The sequence below is a fragment of the Flavobacterium sp. PS2 genome (genome assembly GCF_046250155.1).
Taxonomy (GTDB): domain Bacteria; phylum Bacteroidota; class Bacteroidia; order Flavobacteriales; family Flavobacteriaceae; genus Flavobacterium.
Map to the genome: position 1 here is coordinate 4,702,591 of NZ_CP176426.1, position 19,737 is coordinate 4,722,327.

The 19,737-nt window shown below is 36.4% G+C and carries 8 protein-coding genes, 1 tRNA gene and 1 rRNA gene; 5 read left to right on the plus strand and 5 right to left on the minus strand.

All coding sequences use genetic code 11. The features are described 5' to 3' along the window. Positions 1-96 precede the first annotated feature (96 nt). Together ACJ6WR_RS20390 and ACJ6WR_RS20395 are read left to right on the plus strand one after the other, a co-directional pair. Positions 97-987 carry an HNH endonuclease gene (locus ACJ6WR_RS20390; RefSeq protein ID WP_409416313.1) on the plus strand — a complete coding sequence of 297 codons (891 nt, stop codon included), beginning with the start codon at positions 97-99 and terminating at the stop codon, positions 985-987. Between the two features lie 75 nt (positions 988-1,062). After that, the gene (locus ACJ6WR_RS20395; protein ID WP_409416314.1) at positions 1,063-2,247 is read left to right on the plus strand and encodes an MvaI/BcnI family restriction endonuclease; all 1,185 of its coding nucleotides are present in this window, start codon (positions 1,063-1,065) and stop codon (positions 2,245-2,247) included. A 275-nt stretch (positions 2,248-2,522) separates the two neighbouring features. Here ACJ6WR_RS20395 and ACJ6WR_RS20400 read toward each other — a convergent pair whose 3' ends face one another. After that, entirely contained in the window at positions 2,523-2,789 is a 267-nt protein-coding gene (locus ACJ6WR_RS20400) for a helix-turn-helix transcriptional regulator (RefSeq protein ID WP_409416315.1), read from the minus strand. Positions 2,790-3,013: 224 nt separating this feature from the next. Here ACJ6WR_RS20400 and ACJ6WR_RS20405 point away from each other — a divergent pair, with 224 nt between their 5' ends. Then, entirely contained in the window at positions 3,014-3,205 is a 192-nt protein-coding gene (locus ACJ6WR_RS20405; RefSeq protein ID WP_039116677.1) for a hypothetical protein, read from the plus strand. 161 nt (positions 3,206-3,366) lie between these two features. On the opposite strand, the gene ACJ6WR_RS20410 is transcribed toward ACJ6WR_RS20405, so the two are convergent. The 4 genes from ACJ6WR_RS20410 to ACJ6WR_RS20425 form a co-directional block, all read right to left on the minus strand. Further along, entirely contained in the window at positions 3,367-3,837 is a 471-nt protein-coding gene (locus ACJ6WR_RS20410) for a hypothetical protein (RefSeq protein WP_409416316.1), read from the minus strand. A gap of 80 nt (positions 3,838-3,917) precedes the next feature. Next, positions 3,918-5,855 (minus strand): OmpA family protein, encoded by a 1,938-nt coding sequence (locus tag ACJ6WR_RS20415; protein WP_409416317.1) that lies wholly within the window; start codon positions 5,853-5,855, stop codon positions 3,918-3,920. A gap of 11 nt (positions 5,856-5,866) precedes the next feature. Next, positions 5,867-6,778, minus strand: a complete 912-nt coding sequence (locus ACJ6WR_RS20420) for a type IX secretion system membrane protein PorP/SprF (protein WP_039116682.1) — start codon at positions 6,776-6,778, stop codon at positions 5,867-5,869. A 136-nt stretch (positions 6,779-6,914) separates the two neighbouring features. Then, positions 6,915-16,358: a gliding motility-associated C-terminal domain-containing protein gene (locus ACJ6WR_RS20425; protein ID WP_409416318.1), complete on the minus strand. Its 9,444-nt coding sequence runs from the start codon at positions 16,356-16,358 to the stop codon at positions 6,915-6,917. Between the two features lie 1,548 nt (positions 16,359-17,906). Between ACJ6WR_RS20425 and ACJ6WR_RS20430 the strand changes: the two genes are divergently transcribed. Then, a 16S ribosomal RNA gene (locus ACJ6WR_RS20430) occupies positions 17,907-19,420 on the plus strand. A 120-nt stretch (positions 19,421-19,540) separates the two neighbouring features. Next, a tRNA-Ile gene (locus tag ACJ6WR_RS20435) sits at positions 19,541-19,614 on the plus strand. Positions 19,615-19,737: the final 123 nt, after the last annotated feature.

The following is a 19,737-nucleotide window of genomic DNA, read 5'->3' on the forward strand; positions in this document are numbered from 1 at the left end:
AATTAAATTTTAGTTTAATTTATATTATATATTTAGAGAATTCAATTAAAAACAAATCGTAATTCAGCAATTAAAACATTATAGATAAGTAATACTATGTTCGAAATTGGTAATTTATATCAGAGGGATAAACTTTTAGATTTTATTGGAAGTAAACAACAACAATCTGGAATTATATGGAATAGGAAAGTTAATGATACTGTAATTATTACTACCGGTGGAAGACATACAAAAAAAGTAAGTTATAGTGATTCTTTGCAAGAAGATGGAAGTTGGATATACACGGGACAAGGAGGAAAGGGTGATCAAAACCCTAATAGTTTTGCTAATTCATTATTAACTAATAAAGAAAAAAAAGTATTAATATTTTCAACTCGTGAACCGAATTCTAAAGAAGTTCGTGATCGAGGAAATTATAAAAAATTATACCAATTTGAAGGATTGTTTAATGTTATTTCTTGGTCAATTGATATTCCTGATCAGGGCAATCGAAAAGGAGATAAATTAATAAAGTACACGCTGAGGCCCATAGTAGAGGAAATTGATCAAATAAACTTTCGCATCCACGATCCTTTAGAGAATATATCAATTAAAAAATTTGACTTCAAAAGCCTTAGAGATAGGGTGATGAGTGATAATGAACAATTTTCAAAACCAAAGCCAATGGGGCTGAAAGAATATAGAATAAGATCTCTTCAGATAAAAAAATATGCACTCTTAAGAGCAGATGGTATTTGTGAGAAATGCGATAATAATGCTCCTTTTAAGAATCAGCTCGGAATTCCTTTTTTAGAAGTTCATCACATCTTTAGTTTATCCGACGATGGACCAGATCATCCTATTAATGTAGCCGCAATTTGCCCTAATTGCCACAGAGAAGCTCATTTTGGGGTAACAAAGACAAAAATTAAAAATGATTTATCCCAAAGAATAGTAGAAAAAGAAAGAATTCTTAGTGAAAAAATAAAATTAGAGAGTGTTCATTAATATTTAAAAAATATAAGCTTAATATCAATTTGATAAATTCATGTTGAAATAATTATTAATTCATGTGTTAAAAGAATGAGGCAACTTTCAAGTATTGAAATAGATAGGATAAAATTGTTAACAGAAAAGTCAGTAGAACTTTGTTTGATTGAACCAACTGAAAATGGTTTGAAAAAGTCAATTATGGATGCTACAGGTTCTGTCAGAGCCTATTTTAAGTCTAATCGTGTTCATGATTATGAATTGCAGAAGCAAGGTCCTGAGAATAAGATTCAAGTACTTTCTTATTTTATTTCAGCTCAGGGTTTAATAAAATCGATAGCGTCACTTTATCGTCCCAATACAAAAAAAGGAGATCCAAGAATTTGGTTTAAAGGATTGGGACAGTATGTAAATGCAAATGATATTTTTGGTGTCATTTATTTTAGAGATGAGTTATATGTTTTAAATATTACTCAATTAGATATTAAAAAACTTCTGAGCAGTGTTATTATAAATCCTTTACAAGAGCTTGTTAATGAAATTAACCAGATATCAAATGAAGTTTCGGATGAATTATTACAATTATTGAATGGAATTGCTTTGTTAGGTCCGGTTCCTGCGATGTTAAACGCAGATACTGCAATTGGAAGGACACTTGAAACACTGTTAGGTATTGATATCAATTCATCTAAGAGCCCAGACTATAAAGGTATAGAATTGAAATCTTTCCGTGATAAAAGGGGCAACAGAAAAACTTTATTTGCGCAAGTTCCGGATTGGAAAGATAGTAAATTCAATAGTTCATCAGACATTTTGAATAGTTTTGGTTACGTTAGAGGTAACGATTTTAAATTATATTGTACTGTTTCTACAATTGTTAGAAATTCACAAGGTTTACAATTGAAAATTGATTCTAAATTAAATCAGCTTAAGGAAAACTCTGACCAATCAAATATCGGTGACTTTGTTGTTTGGGGGCTAGAAACATTACATAAACGATTACTTCAAAAACACAACGAAACTTTTTGGATCGCTGCTGATTCAATTATTGATGATGGAAAGGAGTATTTTCAATATAAAAAAGTAGAGCATACAAGAAAACCTATTGTAACTCAATTTGATATTCTGTTAGAACAAGGAATAATTACACTTGATCATTTAATTAAAAAAACTCCTTCAGGAGCTGCAGCTGAAAAAGGACCATTATTCAAAATAAAACCGAATGCTTTAAATTTATTATTTCCTCCTAGTATTACATATGACTTATTAATTAAGTAAGTTATCTTGAAATAATAATGCATAATGATAGCAAATAAAGGTTTGTCTATTATTTTAATAGAGTAGATGTCATTTGATAATTTGTTAATCTCTTTTCTAGGAGCACATTAGTGGTTTAAGATGTTTTGTTATGAATAATTATGCAGATATTATGGGTGTATACGGTGTCATAGATTATAATTTCCACAATTATAAAGAGTGATTTTTAAAGTAGGTATATTAATAGTTTCACAAGAAAGAACCTCTAATATCCATTACTAGATGATATCAAAATTTTAGTATTTGGAATGTTTTAATTTTCTAAATTCTAAAGGATTAACGCCTTCATATCGACTAAAATATCTTGAAAGGTTTTTGGTATCGGTATATCCGCAAACATCTGAGATTTCTGTGATGGATAAATCCGTTTCGATCAGAAGTTGCTTGACTTGTTTGATACGTAACGTATTGATTTCGTCTAGAATACTTCGTTTTAAAATTAACTGAAATCTTTTTTTTAAAACCCTTCGGGACAATGCTGTTGCATTAACTACATCATCCACAGCTATTTTCTATTACTAAAAAATAAGATGCTGCATAAAATAATAAGCAGGAATGTTCTTTTACTTTAAGTATGATTCTTCTTTTTTGATATTGAAGATATAATGAAAAGGAAGGAGTAATAGTGGTCTTGAATTTATTAAAGGAATTATAAATAGGCTAAATTCGAAAAAGCAAATCTTTTTATAGTAATAGCAAAAGGTGTAACTTTGAAAAAAAAACAACTATGAAAACCGCTAGAATTTTTAGAAACGTATTCATTACTATTTCTTTAACACTTTTTATAACAAGTTGCAGTGTTCATACTGTTCATAATTCATCTTCAAATTCTGGGAAGATTCCTCCTGGGCAGGCAAAAAAAATATCAGGAAGTAAGAGTGCAAAAAATTACGCACCTGGTCAGCAGAAAAAAAGATAAGCAGTTTTTATAAGCAGACTCTTTATTTAACTATTATGTTAAACCTGTTTTTTAATTGAATAGGTTTTTGTGTCGAGCAAGAAATTTTAGAGGATATGATTAAATATCTTATTTATAAAAATTAAGGGGTACTTACTAAGTACCCCTTTAATTTTTACAATTTAATGTTTTCCATTTCCATGCCCTTTTCCATTCCCATGTCCATTTCCATTTCCATTATTTTTATACTCTTTATTGTTCCCTTTACCTGGTTTTAGACCAATAGTTTTTTGTGGTTTACCTTTGTAGCCTTTGCCATATTTTACTTTATGAGTCTTATAGTTATCATATGGAGAATCGCCTCTGTAATTGGTAAGAACAACTTTATATTCATTGTAAAGATCATAATTTCTATAGTTTCTAGGAAGGCTTCTTGCTCTTGTCCATTTTCCATTACTGATATAAATGTAACTAGATGCATTAATATCATAATACATTTCAAGATCAGGCAGATAATAATAGCGTACATCTGTATAGCCTACAGGACCCCATGCAGGTGGAGTTCCAATATTAACATTAACTGATACTTGAGCGTGTAAAGAACTTACAGTAATGAAAAATATACTTATGAATAAAAGTTTTAAAGATTTCATGGTTTCAATTTTTTATTAAATTAATAATGCACTGATAAAAACAAAAACCGAACCTAAAATTGTTTTTTCACAAATATTTATCATAATGCCGAAATAATAAATTCGCTTCGTCTGTTCATTTGATGTTCAGCTTCGGTACATTTTACACCATCAGAACAACCATTTACAAGTTGGGTTTCTCCATAACCTTTTCCAGTTAATCTGTTTGGATCAATACCATTTTTAACTAGCCATTGTATGGTTGATTTAGCTCTTCTGTCAGACAATGCTTCATTGTATTTATGTGTGGCACGACTATCGGTATGAGAACGAATATCAAGTTTCATTTTTGGATATTGATTCAATACATCTAGTATTTTTTCTAAATCGAATGCGGCTTCTGTACGGATATTAGATTTATCCAAATCGAAGTATATCATTTTGATGCCAAAACATTTACCTAGATCATCACCAATTGTTACCATACATTCTGATTTTTCTAATGTTATTGGTAAATTGGTTCTTCCGTTTTCTTTTAAAATATTTACCATTAACTCTCTAGTAGTATATTTGTTTTTTTCGGCACGTACAAAATATGACATACCACACTCAACGGGAAAAGTATAATTACCATTTTGATCAGAATAACTAGTAGCTATAATTTTGTATTTGTCGTCATATAAGGTCAGTTTTGTATTCGGTAAAACTTCCCCTGTTTCTTTATCTGTTATGACTCCGTATAATTCCTGAATGCAGTATAACTTTCTTGTTTCTAAAAATTTATAGATATCATCAGATCCCAGTCCGCCATCTTTGTTAGATGTAAAAAATCCTCTTCTGGATTTGGTGTCAATTATATAAGCAAAATCATCTTTGGGAGAATTAATATCTGCTCCAATATTTTGAACATTGCTTATTGTGCCATCGTCAGCTATTTTTCCAACAAAAACATCTAATCCTCCAAGTCCGGGGCGTCCGTCTGAGGAAAAATAAATTTCCTTTTCGTCGGTTACATATGGGAAAGTTTCTTTTCCTTCAGTATTAACCGATGAACCTAAATTTATTGGTGTTCCAAATTCACCATTATCATTGATACTTATTTTATAGATATCCGATTGTCCGTATGTTCCTGGCATATCCGATGCAAAATATAATGTTTTTTCATCTGGACTCAAGGCAGGATGTGCCGTGCTGTAATTATTACTATTAAAAGGAACCTCCTTTATGTTAGCCCATTCATTGTTTTCAAGTGTCGCTTTGTATATTTTTACTAAAGTAATTTTATTTTCATCTTTTCCCTTTTTTCCACCAATGTAATTGTTTCTTGTAAAATAAACTGTCTTTCCATCTTTTGTAAAAGTAGGAGTGGATTCATGAAATTTTGAGTTTATTCTAGACTTGAATTTTTTAGGTGCATTGGGATTAAAATCCTGATCTACATCTGACTGGTATAGATTGGTGAAATGCTCACCAGTCCATTTGTGTATTCGTTGATTAAAATTACCCGTATCTCTTGCCGAGGCAAAAACAATTTTGTTTTGATAAAATGCAGTTCCGTAATCAGAATATTTACTGTTTATACCTGTTGGACCTATATTATAGCGCCCCGAATTAGCTTTAATTTCATCAAGATAGTTTTTGCTTTCTTCATACAATTTAGCTCTATTGTCATTTTTTGACTTTTGATTAAATAGATCAAGCATTTGATTTGCCTTAACAACATCTCCGGTAGATTTTAATGATTGTGCGTATCGGTAATAATACTCCGGTTCTACCTCGGTATTCATGGCAAATAATTCGCCATACCATTTTGCGGCCTTATCAAACTCGGAATTAAAGTAAAATGAGTTACCTAACTTCTTGAACATATCTTCAGATTTGTATCCTTTTTCGGCTACACGCTCATAAGTTTTAATGGCATCTATGTATGCGTAGTTATCGTACTTTTTATCGCCAGCAGCTACTTTGCCTTGTTGCGAATAACTGTTAAATGAAAAAACACGTACTATTATTATGCAAAGGAGTATATAATTTTTCATGATAAATATTTTTAGAAGAAACGAGGAGTTGTCATTTTACCATTGTTTTTGAATAATTCATAGCGCAGGAATATTTCATGTGAGCCAGAATTATAATTATCTAAGTTGGTCGTTTCACGATCATAACCATAGCCTATATATAGTCCATCGCTAACCTGAAAACCTACCATAGCACTTAGTGAAGCACTCCATCTGTAAGCAACTCCTACAACAAACTTATCGATAAACATGAAATTTGCCGAAACATCTGCCTGTAATGGTGCACCTTCTACCATTTTTATAAGTGCTGCTGGTTTGAATTTTAACTCAGGTCCCAAATCAAATACATATCCTGCCATAAAATAGTAATTTATTTTATCCTTATATATTACAATATCATTATCATCATAACGATTGGTTTCGATGAAATTTGGAATTGACAGACCTATGTATGCTTTATCTGAGTGCCAATAGACACCAGCTCCAATGTTTGGTTTGAATACATTATCTAAATTCTGAAATTGAGGATCGCCTTGATCAGCTGGATTTAATTTGTTGACATCCAGATTGAATAAATTAGCTGAACCTTTAATACCAAATGAAAGTTTAAAATCTGCGGACGTTTGTATGGTATAAGAAAGATCTACAGAAAAAGTATTTTCATTTGTAGGTCCAATTTTGTCATTAACCAATGACACTCCTAATCCTAGATTACTGTTATTTATTGGGGTGTTTACCGAGAAACTACTAGTTTCTGGGGCACCATCAAGTCCGACCCATTGCGTACGGTATAAACCAAAAATACTTAGAGCTCCTCGTGACCCTGCATAAGCGGGGTTGATATTTATGGTGTTGTACATATATTGTGTAAACTGTGCATCTTGTTGTGCGTAACTTACTATAGCTGTAAACATCAAAACGAAAGAAAATAATTTTGTTCTCATAGTAGGTGTATATTATGTTATTATTGTCATTACCCTTTAATCTTAAAAAACAAGTGTATATTAATTCGTAAGTTTAAAATGCGAATTTTTTAATTAAATGCCATCTTGATTATATATTATCAAGATGGCATTTTGCTTATCTGGAAAGATATAGATAGCCATCTTTTTTATTCGTCTGAATTGCACCGTTTCCATCCACAGAAGTGTAATTTAGAATATAAAAGTAAGTTCCTGAAGGAAGACCGTCTGATTGTTTTACGGTTGTTCTTCCTCTTGAAATACCGTCAAAAGCATTTGTTGTGTTGTTATAATTTCTAGTTTCAAATACTAGTACTCCCCAACGGTTGTATATTTCGACAGTATTATCTGGATAACATACTGTGTCTTCTATATTGTCGATAACAAATTTATTATTGAAGCTATCACCATTAGGAGAAAATGCATTATGTACCAGTATTGTTCCGCATGCTAATACTTTACAATCATCATTGATAGAAAGGTTTACAAATATGCTTCTAGGACAAACTTCATCTTGTATTTGGTATTCAAATAAATAGTTACCAACAGGAAGTCCAAAAGAAGTAACTATGTTACCGTTTATAGCATGAGAATTATCAGTATCTATCCAGGTACCAACCGCAGTTGTACTTCTAGGTAATAAATTAAATAAGTTAACCGTAGATGAATCTGCATTACAAGCTTCACTATTAAAAGTTGCAGTTGGTATAACCTCATTTCTAACTGTAATTGTTTGTACCAATATGGTTTTATTACCAGCACAATCAGATAATGTATAGGTTCTTGTTAAGATATATGGACTACCTCCACAACCAGTACCACCGTTATCAGAATCACTTACCGTTACATTTACAGTTTGGCTACAGTTATCAATAGCATCAGTTATTGCATTAGGATTCGCTACAGGAATGTCGGCTATACTTTGCAAGTTTGTAATATCAGCAGGAACAGTTCCTGTTGGAGGCGTAGTATCCTTAACCGTGATTACTTGTGTAAATGTGGTTGTATTACCAGAACAATCACTTGTTGTCCATTTACGAGTTAGTATATAATTGGTGCTACATTCGTTTTCGATACCGCTTTTTACTTCAGTATAAACTACAGGCACATCAACATTACAGTTGTCAGATGCAGTTATATTTGCTGCTTCAGGAACTTTATCACATGATACTGTGATATCAGTAGGAAGCTCACCGTTAAATGTTGGTTTAGTAGTATCTTCTATAGTTATCACTTGCGTGAAAGTATCAGTGATATTACCACAATTGTCTTTTGCTATCCAACTGTTTGTATAAGTTCCTGCATTTGCACAAGACTCAGAAGCTACAAATTGTCCACTAGTTTTTTCGATGGTCACCTCACTATCACAATTATCAGTTGCTACAGGAGCACTAGCTTGCGCAGTAGTTAAACCTGCAGCATCACTACATTGGATAGTTATATTAAGACTTCCAGCTAGAGTAGTCCAAGTAGGTTTCGTAGTATCTTCGATAGTAATCACTTGCGTGAAAGTGTCCGAAGTATTACCACATTCATCCTTAACCGTCCAGGTATTAGTATACGTTCCAGAGTTACCACAAGATTGAGAAGCTACAAACAGCCCGCTAGTTTTAACGATATTAGTTACATCGCTATCACAATTATCAGTAGCAACAGGAGCACTAGCTTGCGCTGAAGTTAATCCATTAGCATCACTACATTGGATAGTTATGTCCAAACTTCCAGCTAGAGTAGTCCAAGTAGGTATTGTAGTATCTTCAATAGTAATCACTTGCGTGAAAGTGTCAGAAGTATTACCACATTCATCCTTAACCGTCCAGGTATTAGTATACGTTCCAGCATTACCACAAGATTGAGAAGCTATAAACTGACCGCTAGTTTTAACGATATTAGTTACATCACTATCACAATTATCAGTTGCAACAGGAGCACTAGCTTGAGCAGAAGTTAAACCTGCAGCATCACTACATTGAATGGTTATATCTAAACTTCCAACTAGAGTTGTCCAAGTAGGTATTGTAGTATCTTCGATAGTTATCACTTGCGTGAAAGTGTCAGAAGTATTACCACATTCATCTTTAACCGTCCAGGTATTAGTATATGTTCCGGCATTACCACAAGACTGAGAAGCTACAAACTGTCCGCTAGTTTTAACGATATTAGTTACATCACTATCACAATTATCAGTAGCAACAGGAGCGTTAGCTTGCGCAGTAGTTAATCCAGCAGGATCACTGCATTGAATAGTTATATCCAAACTTCCAGCTAGAGTAGTCCAAGTAGGTTTAGTAGTATCTTCAATGGTTATCACTTGAGTGAAAGTGTCCGAAGTATTACCACATTCATCTTTAACTGTCCAAGTATTAGTATACGTTCCAGCATTACCACAAGATTGAGAAGCTACAAACAGACCGCTAGTTTTAACGATATTAGACACATCGCTATCACAATTATCAGTAGCAACAGGAGCGCTAGCTTGGGCAGAAGTTAAACCTGCAGCATCACTACATTGAATAGTTATATCCAAACTTCCAGCTAGAGTAGTCCATGTCGGTTTAGTAGTATCTTCGATAGTTATCACTTGCGTGAAAGTGTCCGAAGTATTACCACATTCATCTTTAACCGTCCAGGTATTAGTATAAGTACCAGCATTACCACAAGATTGAGAAGCAACGAATTGACCGCTAGTTTTAACGATATTAGTTACATCACTATCACAATTATCAGTTGCAGTAGGAGCATTCGCTTGCGCTGAAGTTAAACCTGCAGCATCACTACATTGAATGGTTACATCCAAACTTCCAACTAGAGTAGTCCATGTTGGTATTGTAGTATCTTCGATAGTTATCACTTGCGTGAAAGCATCGGTAATATTACCACAATCATCTTTGGCAACCCAAGTATTAGTATACGTTCCAGCATTTGCACATGAAGTAGAAGCTACAAACAGACCGCTAGTTTTGGTATAAGTAACGATTGAACAATTTGCAGTTGCAGTTGGTGCTTGATTTTGTGCTGTTGTCAATCCAGTAACATCACTACATTGTAATGTAATATCTAATGTTCCTGCTTGAGTAATCCAAGTTGGGATAGCTGTATCCTGAACAGTAATTACTTGAGTAAAGATTGTTGAGATATTAGTACAAACATCAGTAGCTGTCCAGGTATTGGTATAAGTTCCTGTACTTCCACAATTTCCTCCCTGAAATTGACCGCTTATTTTAGTGTAAGTAACTGTTCCACCACAATTATCAGTAGCAACTGGCGCATTAGCTTGTGCTGCATTTAATCCTGCGGTATCACTACATTGTAATGTTACATCAAGCGCAGCTGGAGCAGTTGTCCAAGTTGGTGCGGTTGTATCTTGAATAATAATTACCTGAGTGAATACAGAAGAAACGTTAGTACAAACATCAGTAGCTGTCCAGGTATTAGTATACGTTCCAGAGTTTACACAGTTGCCTTGAGCAAAAGTTCCGCTGATTTTAGTATAGGTTACCGTTCCACCACAATTATCAGTTGCTACAGGAGCACTTGCTTGCGCAGTTGTTAATCCAGCAGTGTCGCTACATTGTAATGTTACATCTAGAGAAGCAGGAGCAGTTGTCCAAGTTGGAGCAGTAGTATCCTGAATAGTAATTACCTGAGTGAATACAGAAGAAACGTTAGTACAAACATCAGTAGCTGTCCAGGTATTAGTATACGTTCCAGAGTTTACACAGTTGCCTTGAGCAAAAGTTCCAGATATTTTAGTATAGGTTACCGTTCCACCACAATTATCAGTTGCTACAGGAGCATTGGCTTGCGCAGTTGTTAATCCTGCAGTATCGCTACATTCTAGCGTTAGATCAAGCGCAGCTGGAGCAGTTGTCCAGGTTGGCGCGGTTGTATCCTGAATAGTAATTACCTGAGTAAATACAGTTGATATATTAGTACAAACATCAGTAGCTGTCCAGGTATTAGTATATGTTCCAGAGTTTACACAGTTGCCTTGAGCAAAAGTTCCACTGATTTTAGTATACGTTACCGTTCCACCACAATTATCAGTTGCTACAGGAGCATTAGCTTGCGCAGTTGTTAATCCTGCAGTATCGCTACATTCCAGCGTTATATCAAGCGCAGCTGGAGCAGTAGTCCATGTTGGCGCAGTAGTATCTTGTATTGTAATTACCTGAGTAAATGTTGTAGAAGTATTGTTACATACATCTTTCGCTGTCCAGGTATTGGTATATGTTCCAGAGTTAGCACAAGTTCCCGCTACAAAAGTTCCAGATATTTTAGTGTATGTTACTGTTCCACCACAATTATCAGTTGCTACAGGAGCATTAGCTTGCGCAGTTGTTAATCCTGCAGTATTGCTACATTCCAGCGTAACATCAAGCGCAGCTGGAGCAGTTGTCCAAGTTGGCGCGGTGGTATCCTGAATAGTAATTACCTGAGTAAATACAGAAGAAAAGTTAGTACAAACATCAGTAGCTGTCCAGGTATTAGTATACGTTCCAGAGTTTACACAGTTGCCTTGAGCAAAAGTTCCAGATATTTTAGTATACGTTACCGTTCCACCACAATTATCAGTTGCTACAGGAACATTCGCTTGAGCGGTTGCTAATCCTGCAGTATTGCTACATTCTAGCGTTATATCAAGCGCAGCTGGAGCAGTTGTCCAAGTTGGCGCAGTGGTATCTTGAATAGTAATTACCTGAGTAAATACAGTTGATATATTAGTACAAACATCAGTAGCTGTCCAGGTATTAGTATACGTTCCTGAGTTTACACAGTTGCCTTGAGCAAAAGTTCCACTAACTTTAGTATATATTACTGTTCCGCCACAATTATCAGTTGCCACAGGAGCATTAGCTTGCGCAGTAGTTAATCCTGCAGTATCGCTACATTCTAGCGTTACATCAAGCTCAGCTGGAGCAGTTGTCCAGGTTGGCGCAGTAGTATCCTGAATAGTAATTACCTGAGTAAATACAGAAGAAACGTTAGTACAAACATCAGTAGCTGTCCAGGTATTAGTATACGTTCCTGAGTTTACACAGTTGCCTTGAGCAAAAGTTCCACTAACTTTAGTATATATTACTGTTCCGCCACAATTATCAGTTGCTACAGGAGCATTAGCTTGCGCAGTAGTTAATCCTGCAGTATCGCTACATTCTAGCGTTACATCAAGCGCAGCTGGAGCAGTTGTCCAGGTTGGCGCAGTAGTATCCTGAATAGTAATTACCTGAGTAAATACAGAAGAAACGTTAGTACAAACATCAGTAGCTGTCCAGGTATTAGTATACGTTCCAGAGTTTACACAGTTGCCTTGAGCAAAAGTTCCACTAACTTTAGTATATGTTACTGTTCCACCACAATTATCGGTTGCAACAGGTGCATTTGCTTGCGCAGTTGTTAATCCAGCAGTGTCGCTACATTCCAACGTAACATCAAGCGCAGCTGGAGCAGTTGTCCAGGTTGGCGCAGTGGTATCCTGAATAGTAATTACCTGAGTAAATACAGAAGAAACGTTAGTACAAACATCAGTAGCTGTCCAGGTATTAGTATACGTTCCAGAGTTTACACAGTTGCCTTGAGCAAAAGTTCCGCTGATTTTAGTATAGGTTACCGTTCCACCACAATTATCAGTTGCTACAGGAGCATTGGCTTGCGCAGTTGTTAATCCAGCAGTGTCGCTACATTGTAATGTTACATCTAGAGAAGCAGGAGCAGTTGTCCAAGTTGGCGCAGTGGTATCCTGAATAGTAATTACCTGAGTAAATACAGTTGATATATTAGTACAAACATCAGTAGCTGTCCAGGTATTAGTATACGTTCCAGAGTTTACACAGTTGCCTTGAGCAAAAGTTCCGCTGATTTTAGTATAGGTTACCGTTCCACCACAATTATCAGTTGCTACAGGAGCATTGGCTTGCGCAGTTGTTAATCCAGCAGTGTCGCTACATTGTAATGTTACATCTAGAGAAGCTGGAGCAGTTGTCCAAGTTGGCGCAGTGGTATCCTGAATAGTAATTACCTGAGTAAATACAGTTGATATATTAGTACAAACATCAGTAGCTGTCCAGGTATTAGTATACGTTCCAGAGTTTACACAGTTGCCTTGAGCAAAAGTTCCGCTGATTTTAGTATAGGTTACCGTTCCACCACAATTATCAGTTGCTACAGGAGCATTGGCTTGCGCAGTTGTTAATCCAGCAGTGTCGCTACATTGTAATGTTACATCTAGAGAAGCAGGAGCAGTTGTCCAGGTTGGAGCAGTAGTATCCTGAATAGTAATTACCTGAGTAAATACAGAAGAAACGTTAGTACAAACATCAGTAGCTGTCCAGGTATTAGTATACGTTCCAGAGTTTACACAGTTGCCTTGAGCAAAAGTTCCGCTGATTTTAGTATAGGTTACCGTTCCACCACAATTATCAGTTGCTACAGGAGCATTGGCTTGCGCAGTTGTTAATCCAGCAGTGTCGCTACATTGTAATGTTACATCTAGAGAAGCAGGAGCAGTTGTCCAGGTTGGAGCAGTAGTATCCTGAATAGTAATTACCTGAGTAAATACAGTAGAAACATTGGTACAAACATCAGTAGCTGTCCAGGTATTAGTATACGTTCCAGAGTTTACACAGTTGCCTTGAGCAAAAGTTCCGCTGATTTTAGTATAGGTTACCGTTCCACCACAATTATCAGTTGCTACAGGAGCATTGGCTTGAGCAGTTGTTAATCCAGCAGTATCGCTACATTCCAGCGTTACATCAAGCGCAGCTGGAGCAGTTGTCCAGGTTGGCGCAGTGGTATCTTGAATAGTAATTACCTGAGTAAATACAGTAGAAACATTGGTACAAACATCAGTAGCTGTCCAGGTATTAGTATACGTTCCAGAGTTTACACAGTTGCCTTGAGCAAAAGTTCCGCTGATTTTAGTATAGGTTACCGTTCCACCACAATTATCAGTTGCTACAGGAGCATTGGCTTGAGCAGTTGTTAATCCAGCAGTATCGCTACATTCCAGCGTTACATCAAGCGCAGCTGGAGCAGTTGTCCATGTTGGCGCAGTGGTATCCTGAATAGTAATTACCTGAGTAAATACAGAAGAAACGTTAGTACAAACATCAGTAGCTGTCCAGGTATTAGTATACGTTCCAGAGTTTACACAGTTGCCTTGAGCAAAAGTTCCACTGATTTTAGTATAGGTTACCGTTCCACCACAATTATCAGTTGCTACAGGAGCATTGGCTTGAGCAGTTGTTAATCCAGCAGTATCGCTACATTCCAGCGTTACATCAAGCGCAGCTGGAGCAGTTGTCCATGTTGGCGCAGTGGTATCCTGAATAGTAATTACCTGAGTAAATACAGAAGAAACGTTAGTACAAACATCAGTAGCTGTCCAGGTATTAGTATACGTTCCAGAGTTTACACAGTTGCCTTGAGCAAAAGTTCCGCTGATTTTAGTATAGGTTACCGTTCCACCACAATTATCAGTTGCTACAGGAGCATTGGCTTGAGCAGTTGTTAATCCAGCAGTATCGCTACATTCCAGCGTTACATCAAGCGCAGCTGGAGCAGTTGTCCATGTTGGCGCAGTGGTATCCTGAATAGTAATTACCTGAGTAAATACAGAAGAAACGTTAGTACAAACATCAGTAGCTGTCCAGGTATTAGTATATGTTCCAGAGTTAACACAGTTGCCTTGAGCAAAAGTTCCACTGATTTTAGTATACGTAACTGTTCCACCACAATTATCAGTTGCCACAGGAGCATTAGCTTGCGCAGTAGTTAATCCTGCAGTATCGCTACATTCCAGCGTTACATCTAGAGAAGCTGGAGCAGTTGTCCAGGTTGGTGCGGTTGCATCTTGAACATTAATTATCTTAGTACATGTTGATTCACATCCATTGATGTCTTTGATAACTAAGGTTAGTGTAAATGAAGCGCCACAGTTAGCACCCGCAGTTATTAAAACTGTTTGGGAAGATGTATTACCATTAATAGTAGCATTTCCTGAAATTGACCAAGTGTAATTGCTCATTCCTGCAGGTGCTGAATAACTATTACCTGTTGAAGATGGGCAAATTGGGCCATCTGGACCTGTTATCAAACATACTGGTAATGGATTAACTGTCACAGTTACCGTAAAAGTGCTTCCTGCACAAGTTCCCGAAGTAGGGGTTACGGTATATATTACGTTTATCGGGGCATTGGTTGAATTTGTTAAAGTACCACTGATATTTGAGGCATTGTTTCCTGCTGCAGTTCCCAAAATCCCAACTACATTTGGGGCTGCCCAACTATAGGTGGTACCAGACGGAATTGTTCCATTGGTTCCATTTGTTGGTGTTACAGTAAAAGTACCTCCACTACATATACTAGTAGCAGTTATATTGTTCAATGCTGGTTTCGGATTTACCGTTACTGTTACCGTAAAAGTACTTCCTGTACAGATTCCCGACGTTGGAGTTACGGTATATATTACGTTTATCGGAGCATTGGTTGAATTTGTCAATGTACCACTTATATTAGTGGCATTGTTTCCAGCAGCAGTTCCCGAAATTCCAATTACATTTGGAGCTGCCCAACTATAAAGAGTACCAGCTGGGACTGTTCCGTTGGTTCCATTCACTGGTGTTACAGTAAAGATACCTCCGCTACATATACTAGAGGCAGTTATTGCTGTTATCACTGGTGGGGTGCAACACGCTACTAAAGTTATATTATTGACTGTTTTAGCATTTGGAATAACTTGATTTGTTGGATCTGAGACAGTTAAACTGGCACTAAACGGACCAGCTGAAGAATAAGTCACAGTATAAGGACCTATTGTTGTTAAACTAACTGGGGAAATTGTAGCAGCACCAGGAAATGACCAGCTATAATTAGTGTTTGGCTCAACTCCTGTTGAAGTACTGGTATAAACCACTTTTTGATAAGTACCTCCATCACAACTTTTAGTAATAGAAAAATCGGCGAACAAAGGTGTTTTTATAATTATCCCACTAGAAAGTGCACTGCTGCATTTAGGAGGATTACAAGTTATCAAAGAAAGACTTTGAGCAGGCGTAATGGCTTGCCCACTTGTTTCCCAACTTAAGTAAATGTTTTTTAATTCAAGGGATTGACCTGCAGTATAGTTTGTAATTTGAGCCATTCTGTATTTGGAACCGGCTGTAATTATACTCCCTCTAATTTTAATAGTTAACCTATCAGTTGCAGCACCAACAAAATTAGTGTTATCGAAATTTTTTCGAACTCCTCCAACCAGATAGTCAAATTGAAATAACAAATCATATTTGGAACTGTTAGATGAAATAGTAACCCAAATATACAATCCATTTACAGGATTTGAAATATAAGCCAAAGTAGCCACATTCCCAACATTATCACCTAAATAAACATCTCCAAAATTTACATCTTGAGCATTACATTGCGAAAAGGAACATGCAGGAGTCGTTGTTAATGAAGCATTAACATTATCGAATGTAACATTAGTATTTTGTGAATAACTAACTGTCGTTGAAAACAATAATATTAAAAAAGTTAAAAACGGAATAAAAGTAATTTTTTTCATAATCTTTATTTTAAATAAAACAGTAATTAATTTTTTATTATTTTTTTTTAATAAAAAGTTGGGATTGTTATCTCTATTGAAGGACAACCTGAATATTTAAAAGCTGTTGATTCACCTAGGCTAATCGTTGGATTTGTTTGTGAATAACTGTCTATTGTCAGAAATAACAGAACTAAACTGTCTGTATGAGGAGAGTAATTTTTGTTTCCATATTTTTTTAATTTAAAATTTATGAAATATTTATCTTTTTAACATAATCAAAGTTATATACTCTATTTTTATTATTATTTTTTTTCCTTTCAATAACTTAAAAAGTCGTTGAAATGACAATTTTGTGATATGAAAACAAAAAAAAAGAGAAATTTTACTTCTTAAGTCTTGTATTTTTTTTTAAGAAGTATGCTCAAAATGGTATTTTTTTAAACTATATATTGTTTAAAATCAAGACATTATGCTAGGTGCTCGTATAGCTAGAAAATCGATTAAATGCAATTTTTATAGACAAAATGCTATCTATCGAATAATTGAAATGAGAAGTTATATTGTTCAATTTTATTTTATTGCAATTCAGAGAGAGGATTACAAGATCAAATTATTTTGTCGTATAATTTACTATCCTTTGAGTAGTATTGTATAATAATTATTCGCGTCATTAATACCATAATCTTAATAAATACTATAGAAGGATCAAGCATTACGAGAGAAGTAAAAAAAAGGATTCGTTAATTCGGGTTTTAAATATTTAAGCGGCTACTGTATATAGTAGCCGTTTTTTTATGGCCTTATATATAGGAGTAAGATTGTACTATAATATATAGGAGCTATTTCCTGCTATCCGCTACAATCTTGTCCTTTTTAAAGGAAAAAGGCCAAGGATTTCCGCTACTATCAGGGCTAGGGGCGACAAAACATAACAAAAACCCCATAAGAACGACAATAAAAGAGACTTTGCGCCTTTGCGCGAAACCTAGCGAAATCCAGTAAAAACAAGGAAAACCTAGAGGAAGAGTTCAAAAAAGACAGAGAGAAAGAAAAAAAAACACCCGTAAACATACTGTTATCAGACTGTTAAAAAATAAACCAAAAATACTCTCTAAAAAGTATTGTTTAACTGAATAAAGGTGGTAGTTTTGCACCCGCAACAACGACAAACGTTCCTTTAAATACTGACAAGCAAGACGAATCAAATTAGAAATAAAATTCTAAAAAAAAAGATTTCGAAAAGCTTGTGAGAATGGAAAACGGATGTTACATTTGCACCCCGCAAAACAAGCAAAGTTCCTTGAAAGATTGATAAGAAAGAAGAAAACGGAAACGAAAATTTTCCAAAAAAAAACTTCACAAATTTCTTGCCAGTTAGAAAAGACTTTTCTACTTTTGCACCCGCTTTGAGAAACAAGCGATATTAAAAAAGAAGAACACGTTCCTAGACATATTGAATTGACAGCCGTTTTAAGAGAGATCTTAGAACAACAAAATAAGAGTAATAGAATCGATAGATTTGAATAAAACCGATAGAATCATTAGTCGAATATAATATTAAAATATACGATGAAGAGTTTGATCCTGGCTCAGGATGAACGCTAGCGGCAGGCTTAACACATGCAAGTCGAGGGGTATACTTCTTCGGAAGTAGAGACCGGCGCACGGGTGCGTAACGCGTATGCAATCTACCTTTTACAGAGGGATAGCCCAGAGAAATTTGGATTAATACCTCATAGTATAATAGCTCGGCATCGAGCAATTATTAAAGTCACAACGGTAAAAGATGAGCATGCGTCCCATTAGCTAGTTGGTAAGGTAACGGCTTACCAAGGCTACGATGGGTAGGGGTCCTGAGAGGGAGATCCCCCACACTGGTACTGAGACACGGACCAGACTCCTACGGGAGGCAGCAGTGAGGAATATTGGACAATGGGCGCAAGCCTGATCCAGCCATGCCGCGTGCAGGATGACGGTCCTATGGATTGTAAACTGCTTTTGTACAGGAAGAAACAGTTCTACGTGTAGAACCTTGACGGTACTGTAAGAATAAGGATCGGCTAACTCCGTGCCAGCAGCCGCGGTAATACGGAGGATCCAAGCGTTATCCGGAATCATTGGGTTTAAAGGGTCCGTAGGCGGTTTAATAAGTCAGTGGTGAAAGCCCATCGCTCAACGGTGGGACGGCCATTGATACTGTTAAACTTGAATTATTAGGAAGTAACTAGAATATGTAGTGTAGCGGTGAAATGCTTAGAGATTACATGGAATACCAATTGCGAAGGCAGGTTACTACTAATTGATTGACGCTGATGGACGAAAGCGTGGGTAGCGAACAGGATTAGATACCCTGGTAGTCCACGCCGTAAACGATGGATACTAGCTGTTGGGTGCAAACTCAGTGGCTAAGCGAAAGTGATAAGTATCCCACCTGGGGAGTACGTTCGCAAGAATGAAACTCAAAGGAATTGACGGGGGCCCGCACAAGCGGTGGAGCATGTGGTTTAATTCGATGATACGCGAGGAACCTTACCAAGGCTTAAATGTAGATTGACCGGTTTGGAAACAGATCTTTCGCAAGACAATTTACAAGGTGCTGCATGGTTGTCGTCAGCTCGTGCCGTGAGGTGTCAGGTTAAGTCCTATAACGAGCGCAACCCCTGTTGTTAGTTGCCAGCGAGTCATGTCGGGAACTCTAACAAGACTGCCAGTGCAAACTGTGAGGAAGGTGGGGATGACGTCAAATCATCACGGCCCTTACGCCTTGGGCTACACACGTGCTACAATGGCCGGTACAGAGAGCAGCCACTGGGCGACCAGGAGCGAATCTATAAAACCGGTCACAGTTCGGATCGGAGTCTGCAACTCGACTCCGTGAAGCTGGAATCGCTAGTAATCGGATATCAGCCATGATCCGGTGAATACGTTCCCGGGCCTTGTACACACCGCCCGTCAAGCCATGGAAGCTGGGGGTGCCTGAAGTCGGTGACCGCAAGGAGCTGCCTAGGGTAAAACTGGTAACTAGGGCTAAGTCGTAACAAGGTAGCCGTACCGGAAGGTGCGGCTGGAACACCTCCTTTCTAGAGCCCTATATGTTAGCACTTGTGCACGTTAGGGAAAGAAGACGAAATGACCTATAGGTTAAATTGAAGATTATATTACTCTGCTGTTAGTTCAAATAATACAATTAAGTAAAACAGAGTCTCGTAGCTCAGCTGGTTAGAGTACTACACTGATAATGTAGGGGTCGGCAGTTCGAGTCTGCCCGGGACTACTTTTTAAAAAGTAATTGACAATTAATAATTGACAATTTCTAATTAGAAAGACTGTAAACTTAAAAAAAAGGAAATTCTAGAAGTTGGAATTCACCAAAAGAAATTAGATAAGAATTAAGAAG

What these genes read in the sequence shown, in the direction of transcription:
- ACJ6WR_RS20390 (WP_409416313.1), top strand. Translation starts at nt 97, where the DNA reads ATGTTCGAAATTGGTAATTTATATCAGAGGGATAAACTTTTAGATTTT.
- ACJ6WR_RS20395 (WP_409416314.1), top strand. Translation starts at nt 1,063, where the DNA reads ATGAGGCAACTTTCAAGTATTGAAATAGATAGGATAAAATTGTTAACA.
- ACJ6WR_RS20405 (WP_039116677.1), top strand. Translation starts at nt 3,014, where the DNA reads ATGAAAACCGCTAGAATTTTTAGAAACGTATTCATTACTATTTCTTTA.
- ACJ6WR_RS20410 (WP_409416316.1), bottom strand. Translation starts at nt 3,837, where the DNA reads ATGAAATCTTTAAAACTTTTATTCATAAGTATATTTTTCATTACTGTA.
- ACJ6WR_RS20415 (WP_409416317.1), bottom strand. Translation starts at nt 5,855, where the DNA reads ATGAAAAATTATATACTCCTTTGCATAATAATAGTACGTGTTTTTTCA.
- ACJ6WR_RS20420 (WP_039116682.1), bottom strand. Translation starts at nt 6,778, where the DNA reads ATGAGAACAAAATTATTTTCTTTCGTTTTGATGTTTACAGCTATAGTA.
- ACJ6WR_RS20425 (WP_409416318.1), bottom strand. Translation starts at nt 16,358, where the DNA reads ATGAAAAAAATTACTTTTATTCCGTTTTTAACTTTTTTAATATTATTG.